We start from the raw sequence: 13050 nt of genomic DNA, 5'->3' as shown, positions 1-13050 counted from the left end.
AGCCCTCTGTTTTATTTCATAAATCCACGGTAATTTCGTTTCACTAATTGGCTTTCAAGCTGTTTCATTGTTTCAAGTGCAACACCTACAACAATGAGAAGACTTGTGCCGCCAATTTGTGCAGCGGAAGGTAATCCAGCGAATTGAATGAAAAAGATAGGAAGTATTGAAATCACGGCTAAGAAAATGGCGCCCACAAACGTGAGTCGGTACAAAATGCTCGTAATTCTATCTTGAGTCATTTTCCCTGGACGAACTCCCGGGATATAGCCACCCTGCTTTTGCAGATTTTCAGCCATTTGTTCAGGATTGACTTGGACAAAGGCATAAAAATATGTGAAAGCAACAATCAGTGCTACATAAATCGTCATACCGATTGGCTTAGTATAGTCAAAGTTGTTGGTTATCCAAGTTGTCACATTATTGGTTCCGAAGAACGATGCGATCGTCTGCGGAGTAATAATGAAAGAAACGGCAAAGATGACTGGAATCACCCCTGCTGGATTCACTTTCAATGGAAGGTGCGTAGCTTGACTAGCAGACATTTGTGCACGACCAGTACCTTTTGAATATTGAATTGCAATCTTTCTCACTGCCATTTGAATGTAAATAACACCGATAACAATGACAAGAATGGCAATTACAATAAGGGCAATTTTAAGGATTTGCATGAACAGCTGTCCATCTCCACCTACAAATTGTTGAGCGTACACTTGTTTTAATGTTTGAGGGATACCAGCGATGATACCGGCAAAGATAATAATCGAAATACCGTTACCAACACCGTGAGCAGTAATCTGCTCGCCCAGCCACATTAAAAATGCTGTTCCCGCAGTGAGTACGACCGCAATTAAGAGATACGTTGATACACCAGGGTTTTCAATCAGCATGCCTCCTGCCATATTGTTGAATCCATATGACATTCCTAACGCCTGGATAAATCCTAGAACAATTGTAAAATACCTTGTGAATTGTGCTAATTTTCGGCGGCCAACCTCTCCTTGCTTTGACCACTCAGTAAACTTCGGAACAACATCCATCTGCAAGAGCTGAATGATGATCGAAGCAGTGATATACGGCATAATCCCCATTGCAAGAATGGAGAATTGGAAAAGTGCCCCGCCCCCAAACGTGTTGAGGATTCCGAAAACACTCATTTGATCCTGTGCCTGGAGAACTTCGGCGTTCACATTAGGCACAGGGATGAAAGCACCTATACGAAAGACGACTAACATTAAAAGTGTGAATATAATCTTATTCCGTATATCTTTCACGCGCATAAAATTGGAGATTGTCTTAAACAAGTTAGATCACCTCGGCTGTACCGCCAGCAGCTTCAATCGCTTCTTTCGCAGAAGCAGAGAATTTATTGGCTTTTACAGTTAATTTTTTTTCTAATTTACCGTTGCCAAGAATTTTTACTCCTGCTTTTAACTTGCTTATTGCACCAGTCTCTAGAAGAAGTTCAGGAGTTACTTCCGTTCCTTCGTCAAAACTGTTTAATCTGTCTAAGTTGATTACCGCGTAATCTTTACGGTTGATGTTTGTAAAACCACGTTTTGGAAGGCGTTGGAATAAAGGCATCTGACCACCTTCGAAACCAGGGCGTACACCGCCGCCAGAACGAGCGTTTTGACCTTTATGACCTTTACCAGAAGTTTTACCGTTACCTGATCCAATACCACGACCAACACGGTTGCGTACTTTACGTGAACCTTCTGAAGGCTTCAATTCATGAAGTTTCATTTGGGCACCTCCTTATCGATTAAAAATGTTTTATTGTTCTTTAACAGAAACTAAATGAGACACCTTGTTAATCATGCCGCGGATCGCTGCATTGTCTTCATGTACGACTGTTTGGTTTGTTTTCTTAAGACCAAGAGTACGAACAGTGACACGCTGATCTTCAGGGCGACCGATTACACTGCGTTTGAGGGTAATTTCTAATTTATTTGCCATTATTGTTCCCTCCTTATCCTAACAGGTCTTCTACAGATTTTCCACGAAGCTTCGCTACATCTTCAGCACGTTTAAGCTCACTTAAACCTTGAAGTGTTGCGCGGATCATGTTGATCGGTGTATTAGAACCTAGAGATTTAGAAAGGATATCAGCTAGACCAGCAAGCTCAAGTACCGCACGCACTGGGCCTCCAGCGATAACTCCTGTACCTTCTGAAGCAGGCTTCAATAGAACGTTTCCTGCACCGAATCGACCGATGATTTCATGTGGAATTGTAGTTCCAACCATTGGTACTTCAATTAAATTCTTTTTCGCATCTTCAACAGCTTTGCGGATCGCTTCTGGTACTTCTTGTGCTTTACCAGTACCGAAACCTACATGACCGTTTTTGTCACCGACAACAACTAAAGCTGCAAAACGGAAACGACGTCCACCTTTAACAACTTTCGCTACGCGGTTAACCGTAACTAAGCGTTCTTCTAACTCTAATTTGCTTGGGTCAATACGACTCATTCGGATGTGTCCCTCCTTCTTTTATTAAAATTTAAGTCCAGCCTCACGAGCAGCTTCAGCTAGAGCTTTTACACGTCCATGATATAGGTATCCTCCGCGGTCAAATACCACGTTAGAGATTCCTTTTTCAACAGCACGTTTTGCAACAAGTTCGCCAACTTTCGTAGCAGCTGCAGTGTCAGAACTATTCTCGATCTTTAACTCTTTATCAAGAGTAGAAGCACTTACAAGTGTTACACCGTTAACATCATCAATTACTTGAGCGTAGATATTCTTGTTAGAACGGAAAACGTTAAGGCGAGGTCTTTCAGCAGTACCTGAAAGTTTCGCACGAACACGAGCATGTCTTTTAAGACGAGTAGCGTTTTTGCTAGTTTTCGTAATCATCCGAGTCACTCCTTTCTTCACTTTAAGCGATCTTACTTACCAGTTTTTCCTTCTTTACGGCGAACGAATTCACCTTCGTAACGAATTCCTTTACCTTTGTAAGGCTCTGGAGCACGGACAGCGCGGATGTTAGAAGCTAGAGCTCCTACACGCTCTTTATCGATACCTTTAACGATTACTTTCGTTTGAGATGGAACTTCTACTTCAACTCCAGCCTCAGGAACGATTTCAACTGGGTGAGAGTATCCAACGTTAAGAACAAGTTTGTTTCCAGATTTAGCTGCACGGTAACCGACACCGATAAGTTCTAAACCTCTTTCGAAACCTTTAGATACACCTTCAACCATGTTAGCAATCAAGCTACGTGTTGTACCATGTAATGCACGGTGTTCTTTATTTTCAGACGGACGGCTTACAGTTAAGACGTTGTCCTCAATTTTAATTTCCATATCAGGGTGAAATGCACGAGTTAGTTCACCTTTTGGTCCCTTTACTGTCACTGTGTTATCGTTGTTTGTCACAGTTACTCCTGAAGGGATCTCGATTAGTTTTTTACCTATACGAGACATACCAAGCACCTCCATTCATCTTAAACTTTTTTTACCATACGTAAGCAAGTACTTCTCCACCAGCTTGTTTAGCACGGGCTTCTTTGTCCGATAAAACACCTTGTGATGTTGAAATAATTGCGATTCCAAGTCCGTTAAGTACACGTGGTACTTCATTTGATTTCGCATATACGCGTAAACCAGGTTTACTGATTCTTTTAAGACCAGTGATAACACGTTCGTTGTTTTGGCCGTATTTAAGGAACAAACGGATAATTCCTTGTTTGCTGTCTTCGACGTACTCAACGTCACGGATAAAACCTTCACGCTTTAAGATTTCAGCAATTTCTCTTTTGATTTTTGAAGCCGGTACTTCTAGCTTCTCATGACGTACCATGTTCGCATTGCGAATACGAGTCAGCAAATCTGCAATCGGATCTGTCATAACCATTATTTAATAACCTCCTTCCCATTTATGGGGATTACCAGCTGGCTTTTTTAACGCCAGGAATTTGTCCTTTATATGCAAGTTCGCGGAAACAAATACGGCAAAGTTTAAACTTACGAATAACTGAATGTGGACGTCCACAACGTTCGCAGCGCGTATACTCTTGAACTTTAAACTTTTGTTTGCGTTGTTGTTTCGCAATCATAGACTTTTTAGCCACGATTTCGCCTCCCTTTCATTGATTATTTCTGGAACGGCATACCTACTTGAGTTAATAACTCACGTGCTTCTTCGTCCGTATTGGCAGTAGTAACGATAACGATATCCATACCGCGGACCTTTGTTACTTTATCGTAATCAATTTCTGGGAAGATTAACTGTTCTTTAATACCAAGCGTGTAGTTTCCACGACCGTCGAAAGATTTCTTAGAAATCCCGCGGAAGTCACGTACACGTGGTAAAGACACAGAAATAAGTTTATCAAGGAAATCATACATGCGCTCTCCGCGAAGTGTTACTTTCGCACCGATTGGCATTCCTTCACGTAGACGGAATCCAGCAATAGACTTCTTCGCACGAGTAACGACAGGTTTTTGACCAGCGATAAACGTTAATTCTTCAACAGCAGTATCGATTGCTTTAGCGTTTTGAACGGCGTCACCAACACCCATGTTGATCACGATTTTTTCGATTTTTGGCACTTGCATTACTGAAGTGTATTCAAACTTAGAAACTAATGCAGGTGTAATTTCTTTTACATACTTTTCTTTAAGGCGGTTCATGAGAAAGACCTCCCTTCCTTATTTACTATTTATCTAGAACTTGCCCAGATTTTTTCGCTACACGGACTTTCTTTCCGTCCTCAACTTTATACCCAACACGTGTCACTTCACCCGTTTTAGGATCAAGCGGCATTACGTTTGATACGTGGATCGGCGCTTCTTGTTCAGAAATCCCGCCTTGAGGGTTAGCTTGGGTTGGTTTAGAGTGTTTTTTCACAAGGTTAATACCTTCTACTAAAACACGTTCCTTTTTAGGGAAAGCAGCAAGGATGACACCTTGTTTACCTTTATCTTTACCAGAGATAACCACTACTTTATCGCCCTTTTTAACATGCATTTAATCGCACCTCCTTGAGTCGCGGATTGTATTCATTAAAGTACTTCTGGTGCTAGAGAAACAATTTTCATATAGTTGTTTTCACGAAGTTCACGTGCTACTGGTCCGAAGATACGAGTTCCACGTGGGCTCTTGTCGTCACGGATGATGACACAAGCATTTTCGTCGAAACTGATGTAAGATCCATCGTTTCTGCGAGCTCCGCTCTTAGTACGAACGATAACTGCTTTCACAACTTCACCTTTTTTGACAACGCCTCCAGGTGTTGCTTGTTTAACCGTACAAACAATGACATCACCGATGTTAGCCGTTTTACGTCCAGAGCCACCAAGAACTTTAATCGTTAGTACTTCGCGTGCGCCAGAGTTGTCAGCTACTTTTAAACGAGTCTCCTGTTGAATCATTAATGTTACCTCCTTTCGGAAAAAGAAATCCGAACTTTATTAGATAATAACGGCTTCTTCGACAACTTCAACTAGACGAAAGCGTTTAGTCGCAGATAAAGGACGAGTTTCCATGACCTTTACGATGTCTCCGATTTTTGCTTGGTTGTTTTCATCATGTGCTTTGAACTTTTTAGAGTATCTTACACGTTTGCCATAAAGTGAATGCTTTTTGTATGTTTCAACTACAACAGTGATGGTTTTATCCATTTTGTCAGAAACAACACGACCTTGATACACTTTACGTTGGTTACGTTCGCTCATGTTTGCGGGGCCTCCCCTCTAATTATTATTTATTAGCAGCGATTTCTCTTTGACGAATCACAGTTTTCATGCGTGCGATTGATTTACGCACTTCACGAATGCGAGCAGTATTTTCAAGCTGCCCAGTCGCTAATTGGAAACGAAGATTGAAAAGTTCTTCTTTAAGAGACTTTACTTTTTGTTCAATTTCAGCAGTGGTAAGGTCACGAATTTCATTAGCTTTCATTTGATTCACCACCAATTTCTTCACGTTTTACGAACTTCGTTTTAATTGGCAATTTGTGAGATGCAAGACGAAGAGCTTCACGAGCCACTTCTTCAGACACACCAGAAATTTCAAATAAAACTTTGCCCGGTTTTACTACAGCTACCCATCCTTCTGGAGCACCTTTACCGGAACCCATGCGGACCTCTAGAGGTTTAGCTGTGTATGGCTTAGAAGGGAAAATTTTAATCCAAACTTTACCGCCACGTTTCATGTAACGAGTCATAGCAATACGAGCAGCTTCGATTTGACGGTTTGTGATCCAAGAAGCTTCAAGAGCTTGGATACCGTACTCACCGAAATGTACTTCAGTACCGCCTTTTGCACGACCACGCATTTTTCCACGATGTTCTCTGCGATACTTCACGCGTTTTGGCAATAACATATTATTTTCCTCCTTCCGCAGTATTCTTCTTAGTTGGAAGGACTTCTCCACGATAGATCCATACTTTTACGCCAAGCTTACCATAAGTAGTATCAGCTTCAGCAGTAGCATAGTCGATGTCAGCACGAAGTGTGTGCAATGGAACAGTACCTTCACTGTAATATTCAGAACGAGCAATATCTGCACCGCCAAGACGACCAGAAACCATTGTTTTGATTCCTTGTGCTCCAGCACGCATTGTGCGTTGGATTGTTTGTTTTTGTGCACGACGGAATGAAATACGGTTTTCAAGTTGACGAGCGATGTTTTCAGCAACTAGCTGAGCATCAAGATCTGCTCTCTTGATTTCAAGAATGTTGATGTGTACACGTTTGCCAGTTAGGCTGTTAAGAGCTTTACGAAGTGCTTCAACTTCAGATCCGCCTTTACCAATTACCATACCTGGTTTAGCCGTGTGGATTGTGATATTTACGCGGTTTGCAGCACGTTCGATTTCTACTTTAGAAACAGACGCGTCAGACAAACGCTTGCTGATGAATTCACGGATTTTCAAGTCTTCATGTAAGAAGTCAGCGTAATCTTTTCCTGCGAACCATTTAGATTCCCAATCACGAATGACGCCAATACGAAGACCTACTGGATTTACCTTTTGACCCACGGATTATCCCTCCTTCTTTTCTGATACAACGATTGTAATGTGGCTAGTACGTTTGTTAATTGCGCTCGCACGACCCATAGCACGTGGACGGAATCTCTTAAGTGTTGGACCTTCGTCAACGAATGCTTGAGTAATCACTAGGCTGTTAGCGTCCAACTCGTAGTTGTGCTCAGCGTTTGCGATAGCAGATTTTAATACTTTTTCAATAATTGGTGAAGCAGCCTTAGGTGTAAGGTTTAAGATAGAAACTGCTTCTCCTACTTGCTTACCTCGGATCAGGTCCATTACTAGACGTGCTTTACGAGGAGCAATACGGACTGTTCTTGCGACAGCTTTAGCTTGCATTTAAAAGCCTCCTCTCATTAGCGTCTTGTTTTTTTATCGTCACTAGCATGACCTTTGTAAGTACGGCTTGGTGCGAATTCGCCCAATTTGTGACCTACCATATCTTCAGAAATGAAAACAGGTACATGTTTGCGTCCGTCATAGACAGCGATTGTGTGACCGATGAATTGTGGGAAAATTGTAGAACGACGAGACCAAGTTTTTACGACTTGCTTTTTGTCAGTTTCATTCAATTTCTCGACTTTAGCCATCAAATGATCATCAACAAATGGTCCTTTTTTTAAGCTGCGAGCCATTGTGGAACCTCCCTTCGTGATTGAACTACGGTCCTAAATGAACCGTAGACAACCCCGTTACTTGTTTTTACGACGACGTACAATGAATTTATCAGACTTGTTGGTTTTCTTACGAGTCTTGAATCCAAGAGTCGGTTTACCCCATGGAGACATTGGTGATTTACGTCCGATTGGAGCGCGTCCTTCACCACCACCGTGTGGGTGATCGTTAGGGTTCATTACAGAACCACGAACTGTTGGGCGTACGCCTTTCCAGCGAGAACGTCCAGCTTTACCGATGTTAATTAATTCGTGTTGCTCGTTTCCAACTTGACCGATAGTCGCACGGCAAGCAGAAAGAATCATGCGAACTTCTCCTGAGTTCAAACGTACAAGAACGTATTTACCTTCTTTACCTAGAACTTGAGCAGAAGTACCAGCAGAACGAACTAATTGTCCACCTTTACCTGGTTTTAATTCAATGTTATGCACAACTGTACCAACTGGGATGTTGATAAGTGGAAGAGCATTACCTGGTTTGATGTCAGCTTCTGGTCCAGAAGTAACTTCAGTACCAACTTGGATTCCTTTCGGAGCAAGAATGTAACGTTTCTCACCATCTGCATAGTTTACAAGAGCGATGTTCGCTGAACGGTTTGGATCATACTCGATTGTAGCAACGCGTCCAGGTATACCGTCTTTATCACGCTTAAAGTCGATGATACGGTATTGACGTTTGTGACCGCCACCTTGATGACGAACAGTCAATCTACCTTGGTTGTTACGTCCGCCTTTTTTGTGTAGCGGTGCAAGCAACGATTTTTCTGGTTTGTCAGTCGTGATTTCAGCAAAATCTGAAGTAGTCATGCCACGACGACCATTACTGGTTGGTTTATACTTTTTAATCGCCATTTTGAATTTCCCTCCTTCTTTTTAAGATTTACGCTTCAAAAATTTCGATTTCTTTGCTGTCAGCAGTTAATTTCACGATCGCTTTTCTGCGACGGCTAGTCATACCAGTGTAGCGTCCAACGCGTTTTGATTTTCCTTTGTAGTTTTGAACGTTGACTTTCTCAACTTTCACTCCAAAGATTTCTTCAACAGCGTCTTTCACTTCTGTTTTGTTAGCTCTGACATCAACTTCGAACGTGTACTTCTTCTCTGTCATTAGATCAGCAGAACGTTCAGTAATGATAGGGCGCTTTAGAACATCACGAGGATCTTTCATTATGCAAGTCCCTCCTCTACTTTTTCAACCGCTGCTTTAGTGATCAGAAGTTTGTCGTGGTTGACAACGTCAAGAACGTTGATACCGTTAGCTTCAACAACTGTTACTCCAGGGATGTTACGAGCAGATAAAGCAACTGTTTCGTTTGCATCCGCAGTGACGATCAACGCTTTCTTCTCAACAGATAATCCTTTAAGGATGCCTGCGAATTCTTTCGTTTTCACTGCATCAAGAGTCAGATCTTCAAGAACGATGATGTTGTTGTCGATTACTTTAGAAGACAATACTGACTTGATAGCCAAGCGGCGAACTTTTTTAGGTAATTTATAAGAATAGCTGCGTGGTGTTGGACCGAATACGATACCGCCTCCGCGCCATTGTGGTGAACGGATAGAACCTTGACGAGCACGACCTGTACCCTTCTGTCTCCAAGGCTTACGACCTCCGCCACGTACTTCAGAACGAGTTTTTACTTTGTGAGTTCCTTGACGTAAGGAAGCTCTTTGCATAAGAATAGCATCGAATACTACGCTTTCGTTTGGCTCAATTCCAAACACAGAAGCGTTTAATTCGATTTCACCGTTAGTAGAACCGTTTTGGTTAAATAATGCTACTTTTGGCATGACTTGTTTCCTCCTTTCCTAAGAGAGTTATTTAGATTTAACTGCACTCTTTACAGTTACTAGAGATTTTTTAGCTCCTGGTACGTTTCCTTTGATCAATAGAAGATTGCGTTCTGCATCAACTTTAACGATCTCAAGGTTTTGGACAGTGATTTGCTCTCCGCCCATACGACCTGGAAGAAGTTTACCTTTGAATACACGGTTTGGATCAACAGGTCCCATTGAACCAGGACGACGGTGGTAACGTGAACCGTGAGTCATTGGTCCGCGTGATTGTCCGTGGCGTTTGATAGCCCCTTGGAATCCTTTACCTTTTGATGTTCCTGTTACATCTACGATATCTCCATTTGCGAAAATATCAACTTTGACTTCCTGACCAACTTCATACGCATCTAACTCCGCACCGCGTAATTCTTTTACGAAGCGCTTAGGAGCAGTTTCCGCTTTAGCAACGTGGCCTTTCTCTGGTTTGTTAGAAAGCTTTTCACGTTTGTCATCAAAACCGATTTGGATTGCTTCATAGCCATCCGTGTCAACAGTCTTCTTTTGAAGAACAACGTTAGCAGCAGCCTCAACAACAGTTACAGGGATAAGATCACCGTTTTCTGCGAATACTTGCGTCATACCAATTTTTCTACCTAAGATTCCTTTGGTCATTAGTCACACCTCCTATAATATGTGTTTTCTATTTGAATTAAAGTTTGATTTCGATATCTACACCAGATGGTAAATCTAAACGCATAAGTGCATCAACTGTTTGTGGAGTTGGATTCACGATGTCGATTAGACGTTTGTGAGTACGCATCTCGAATTGCTCACGAGAATCTTTGTACTTATGCACCGCACGAAGGATTGTGTAAACTGATTTTTCAGTTGGAAGCGGGATTGGACCAGATACACTAGCACCAGAACGCTTAGCCGTTTCAACAATCTTCTCAGCAGATTGATCAAGAATTCTATGATCATATGCTTTTAAACGAATACGAATTTTTTGTTTTGCCATTATTTTCCCTCCTTTTCGCCTACTTACGTTAGACAGTTCTCCGTGAGAAAAACCTGATCACCTCGCCATGGCAAAGCGGCCGGGTGTGTCAGCAACCTCTCACTTCATCGCAGTCAAAGACCAACATGCACTATTGTACCAAATTGGCCTGCGTGTTGCAATAATAAATCGGATAAATTTATGATTTGCACACTTTTCATATTATACAGGGATTCAGCCTATAAATCAAGCTTTCCCTGAAGATGATGTATAGCAGTCTTTCTGATGATACGTATAAATTCATCTGGCTCCTCAATATGCGGGGAATGGGCAGAGTCTTTAAAGGTAAACCATTCTTTGATGGGTGCTTTTAATTGATCAACATATGGTTTTGATACAGCAGCTGGAGTAATCATGTCGTGATCACCAATGAGAAAGTAGCACGGTATTAATATAGTAGAAACTCGGTATTGAATACTCTCATTCATTAACTGATCCCATAGCTTGTCTTGACTAAATTTCTGCCCTTTCATGAACTTCCATTTATCTTTCAGCTGATATTGCTTACTAAAAAGAAACCCTTTTAGCATTTGAAAAACCGGCTTCCATCTATGCGTGAGACCTACGCTTGCAAACTCTTTATATAGAGAGAACAAGGCATGAGCTGATGTCCGTTTCCAAGGAGGCGGCGTCAGTAATCGCAGACACCCAGTAAACAGCCGATTGCGATGGTATTTCTTCATAAGAAGCTCGTACGATACGATATCTTCCTTTAACACATCTACTACCTGACTAATCCCGTAATAAGCATGATAAAGATCTGGACGCTTATGTACTGCTTGTATGGCAATTAATGATCCCCACGAGTATCCTGCGATATACAATTTTGAGTGACCTAGATATGATAGGAGCTTCTCAGTCAGTTCAATCGTGTCTTCTATAAATTGCTGGATGGTCATCGATGCATGGGGAAGATTCTCTTGATAGGAAAGTCCTGCGCCACGCTGATCCCAATGGACAACTGTAAAGTCCTGATCAAGTTCCTCGTGAAAGGAATCAATATAACTGATTTGAGCTGAGCCGGGCCCGCCGTGTAAAAATAAAAGTACAGGCTTTGTTTCACTCGTCTCATCTTCTTTCATCATAATCCATTGGTCAATCCCGCCGATCAACCATTTTTTCAAATATGTCTTTGCCATTCCAGCGATCCTCTCGGTTCCATTTAGATTCTATAGCTTATAGTAGCCGTTCTGATCTGGAAAAGCAAAAAAAGAGACCCTTTTGCAAGGAGTCTCTTTTGTATGTTTAATTACTTAATGATAGTTGAAACGACGCCAGAACCTACAGTACGTCCACCCTCACGGATAGAGAAACGAGTTCCTTCTTCGATAGCGATAGTAGAGATAAGTTCAACTTCCATCTCAGTGTTATCGCCAGGCATTACCATTTCAGTACCTTCTGGAAGATGTACGATACCAGTTACGTCAGTTGTACGGAAGTAGAACTGCGGACGGTAGTTAGCGAAGAATGGAGTATGACGTCCACCCTCTTCTTTAGAAAGTACATAAACTTCAGCTTTGAAACGGCTATGTGGAGTGATTGTACCTGGTTTAGCAAGTACTTGACCACGTTGGATATCTTCACGAGATACACCACGAAGTAGTGCACCGATGTTGTCACCAGCTTCAGCATAGTCAAGAAGTTTACGGAACATTTCAACACCTGTAACAGTTGTTTTACCGTTTTCTTCTTGAAGACCGATGATTTCAACTTCGTCACCGACTTTAACTTGTCCACGCTCAACACGACCAGTAGCAACTGTTCCACGACCAGTGATTGAGAATACGTCCTCAACTGGCATCATGAATGGCTTCTCAGTGTCACGCTCTGGAGTTGGGATGTACTCATCAACCGCATCCATAAGTTCAAAGATTTTTGCTTCGTAATCAGCATCTCCTTCAAGAGCTTTAAGAGCAGAACCTTTGATAACTGGTACATCGTCACCAGGGAAGTCATAGTCAGAAAGAAGGTCACGAACTTCCATTTCAACAAGTTCAAGTAACTCTTCATCGTCAACCATGTCACATTTGTTAAGGAATACTACGATGTAAGGTACACCTACGTTACGAGAAAGTAGGATGTGCTCACGTGTTTGTGGCATTGGACCGTCAGCAGCAGATACTACTAAGATCGCGCCGTCCATTTGAGCAGCACCAGTGATCATGTTTTTAACATAGTCAGCGTGTCCTGGGCAGTCTACGTGTGCATAGTGACGAGTTTCAGTTTCATACTCAACGTGTGCAGTTGAGATTGTGATTCCACGCTCGCGCTCTTCTGGAGCACCATCGATTTGGTCATAAGCCATAGCTGTACCTTTACCAGATTTCTTATGAAGAACTGTTGAGATAGCAGCAGTTAGAGTTGTTTTACCATGGTCAACGTGTCCAATTGTACCAATGTTAGCATGCGATTTGGAACGGTCGAATTTTTCTTTAGCCATTCTAAAAATCCTCCTTAAAGGTTCATTGTATTTGGTATAGAGTGATAGAAAGTGAAGAGTTACCTCTCACTTTCTGATCTTCAATAGTAGTTATACTTTAGTTTAAA

The 13050-nt window shown here is 41.9% G+C and carries 24 protein-coding genes; all 24 read right to left on the bottom strand.

The window, feature by feature from the left end; genetic code table 11:
* Positions 1-11 precede the first annotated feature (11 nt).
* The 24 genes from secY to tuf all read right to left on the bottom strand — a co-directional run bounded on the left by secY (position 12) and on the right by tuf (position 12943).
* Complete coding sequence (gene secY / locus NSQ72_RS00830; protein WP_007496334.1) at positions 12-1304, bottom strand: preprotein translocase subunit SecY; 1293 nt, start codon at positions 1302-1304, stop codon at positions 12-14.
* A 1-nt stretch (position 1305) separates the two neighbouring features.
* Positions 1306-1746, bottom strand: coding sequence for a 50S ribosomal protein L15 (gene rplO / locus NSQ72_RS00825; RefSeq protein WP_003216888.1), 441 nt, complete (start codon positions 1744-1746; stop codon positions 1306-1308).
* Between the two features lie 30 nt (positions 1747-1776).
* Positions 1777-1959 (bottom strand): 50S ribosomal protein L30, encoded by a 183-nt coding sequence (gene rpmD / locus NSQ72_RS00820; RefSeq protein ID WP_003217067.1) that lies wholly within the window; start codon positions 1957-1959, stop codon positions 1777-1779.
* 13 nt (positions 1960-1972) lie between these two features.
* Positions 1973-2473, bottom strand: a complete 501-nt coding sequence (rpsE, locus tag NSQ72_RS00815; protein ID WP_007496332.1) for a 30S ribosomal protein S5 — start codon at positions 2471-2473, stop codon at positions 1973-1975.
* A gap of 24 nt (positions 2474-2497) precedes the next feature.
* Positions 2498-2860, bottom strand: coding sequence for a 50S ribosomal protein L18 (gene rplR, locus NSQ72_RS00810; RefSeq protein ID WP_008356544.1), 363 nt, complete (start codon positions 2858-2860; stop codon positions 2498-2500).
* 32 nt (positions 2861-2892) lie between these two features.
* A complete protein-coding gene (rplF, locus tag NSQ72_RS00805) occupies positions 2893-3429 on the bottom strand; it encodes a 50S ribosomal protein L6 (RefSeq protein WP_008345395.1) in 537 nt (178 codons plus the stop codon).
* A 31-nt stretch (positions 3430-3460) separates the two neighbouring features.
* Positions 3461-3859: a 30S ribosomal protein S8 gene (gene rpsH, locus NSQ72_RS00800; RefSeq protein ID WP_007496327.1), complete on the bottom strand. Its 399-nt coding sequence runs from the start codon at positions 3857-3859 to the stop codon at positions 3461-3463.
* A 31-nt stretch (positions 3860-3890) separates the two neighbouring features.
* Positions 3891-4076 (bottom strand): 30S ribosomal protein S14, encoded by a 186-nt coding sequence (gene rpsN, locus NSQ72_RS00795; protein ID WP_008356542.1) that lies wholly within the window; start codon positions 4074-4076, stop codon positions 3891-3893.
* A gap of 22 nt (positions 4077-4098) precedes the next feature.
* Complete coding sequence (rplE, locus tag NSQ72_RS00790) at positions 4099-4638, bottom strand: 50S ribosomal protein L5 (RefSeq protein ID WP_024425600.1); 540 nt, start codon at positions 4636-4638, stop codon at positions 4099-4101.
* 25 nt (positions 4639-4663) lie between these two features.
* On the bottom strand, positions 4664-4975 hold the full coding sequence (rplX, locus tag NSQ72_RS00785; RefSeq protein ID WP_008356538.1) for a 50S ribosomal protein L24: 312 nt from the start codon (positions 4973-4975) through the stop codon (positions 4664-4666).
* Between the two features lie 35 nt (positions 4976-5010).
* On the bottom strand, positions 5011-5379 hold the full coding sequence (gene rplN / locus NSQ72_RS00780; RefSeq protein ID WP_003216882.1) for a 50S ribosomal protein L14: 369 nt from the start codon (positions 5377-5379) through the stop codon (positions 5011-5013).
* 39 nt (positions 5380-5418) lie between these two features.
* Complete coding sequence (rpsQ, locus tag NSQ72_RS00775; protein ID WP_003216906.1) at positions 5419-5682, bottom strand: 30S ribosomal protein S17; 264 nt, start codon at positions 5680-5682, stop codon at positions 5419-5421.
* A 25-nt stretch (positions 5683-5707) separates the two neighbouring features.
* Entirely contained in the window at positions 5708-5908 is a 201-nt protein-coding gene (gene rpmC / locus NSQ72_RS00770; RefSeq protein WP_003217155.1) for a 50S ribosomal protein L29, read from the bottom strand.
* Complete coding sequence (gene rplP / locus NSQ72_RS00765) at positions 5898-6332, bottom strand: 50S ribosomal protein L16 (protein WP_003156478.1); 435 nt, start codon at positions 6330-6332, stop codon at positions 5898-5900. Before rplP ends, rpmC begins: the two co-directional genes overlap by 11 nt.
* 1 nt (position 6333) lies before the next feature.
* Positions 6334-6990, bottom strand: a complete 657-nt coding sequence (gene rpsC / locus NSQ72_RS00760) for a 30S ribosomal protein S3 (protein ID WP_003217241.1) — start codon at positions 6988-6990, stop codon at positions 6334-6336.
* A gap of 3 nt (positions 6991-6993) precedes the next feature.
* Positions 6994-7335: a 50S ribosomal protein L22 gene (gene rplV, locus NSQ72_RS00755; protein ID WP_007496316.1), complete on the bottom strand. Its 342-nt coding sequence runs from the start codon at positions 7333-7335 to the stop codon at positions 6994-6996.
* A gap of 17 nt (positions 7336-7352) precedes the next feature.
* Entirely contained in the window at positions 7353-7631 is a 279-nt protein-coding gene (gene rpsS / locus NSQ72_RS00750) for a 30S ribosomal protein S19 (RefSeq protein ID WP_003216920.1), read from the bottom strand.
* A 57-nt stretch (positions 7632-7688) separates the two neighbouring features.
* Positions 7689-8522: a 50S ribosomal protein L2 gene (rplB, locus tag NSQ72_RS00745; protein ID WP_024425599.1), complete on the bottom strand. Its 834-nt coding sequence runs from the start codon at positions 8520-8522 to the stop codon at positions 7689-7691.
* A gap of 28 nt (positions 8523-8550) precedes the next feature.
* Positions 8551-8838, bottom strand: coding sequence for a 50S ribosomal protein L23 (rplW, locus tag NSQ72_RS00740; protein ID WP_003217016.1), 288 nt, complete (start codon positions 8836-8838; stop codon positions 8551-8553).
* On the bottom strand, positions 8838-9461 hold the full coding sequence (rplD, locus tag NSQ72_RS00735; RefSeq protein WP_007496312.1) for a 50S ribosomal protein L4: 624 nt from the start codon (positions 9459-9461) through the stop codon (positions 8838-8840). Before rplD ends, rplW begins: the two co-directional genes overlap by 1 nt.
* 27 nt (positions 9462-9488) lie before the next feature.
* Positions 9489-10118, bottom strand: coding sequence for a 50S ribosomal protein L3 (gene rplC, locus NSQ72_RS00730; protein WP_024425597.1), 630 nt, complete (start codon positions 10116-10118; stop codon positions 9489-9491).
* Positions 10119-10155: 37 nt separating this feature from the next.
* Positions 10156-10464, bottom strand: coding sequence for a 30S ribosomal protein S10 (gene rpsJ / locus NSQ72_RS00725; RefSeq protein ID WP_003156464.1), 309 nt, complete (start codon positions 10462-10464; stop codon positions 10156-10158).
* Between the two features lie 218 nt (positions 10465-10682).
* The gene (locus NSQ72_RS00720; protein WP_251181729.1) at positions 10683-11642 is read right to left on the bottom strand and encodes an alpha/beta fold hydrolase; all 960 of its coding nucleotides are present in this window, start codon (positions 11640-11642) and stop codon (positions 10683-10685) included.
* Positions 11643-11752: 110 nt separating this feature from the next.
* Positions 11753-12943, bottom strand: a complete 1191-nt coding sequence (gene tuf / locus NSQ72_RS00715) for an elongation factor Tu (protein ID WP_034283892.1) — start codon at positions 12941-12943, stop codon at positions 11753-11755.
* Between the last annotated feature and the right edge of the window lie 107 nt (positions 12944-13050).

The sequence above is a fragment of the Bacillus sp. FSL R5-0659 genome, from assembly GCF_038008785.1.
Taxonomy (GTDB): domain Bacteria; phylum Bacillota; class Bacilli; order Bacillales; family Bacillaceae; genus Bacillus; species Bacillus safensis.
This window is presented reverse-complemented; position numbering and strand designations above follow the sequence as displayed.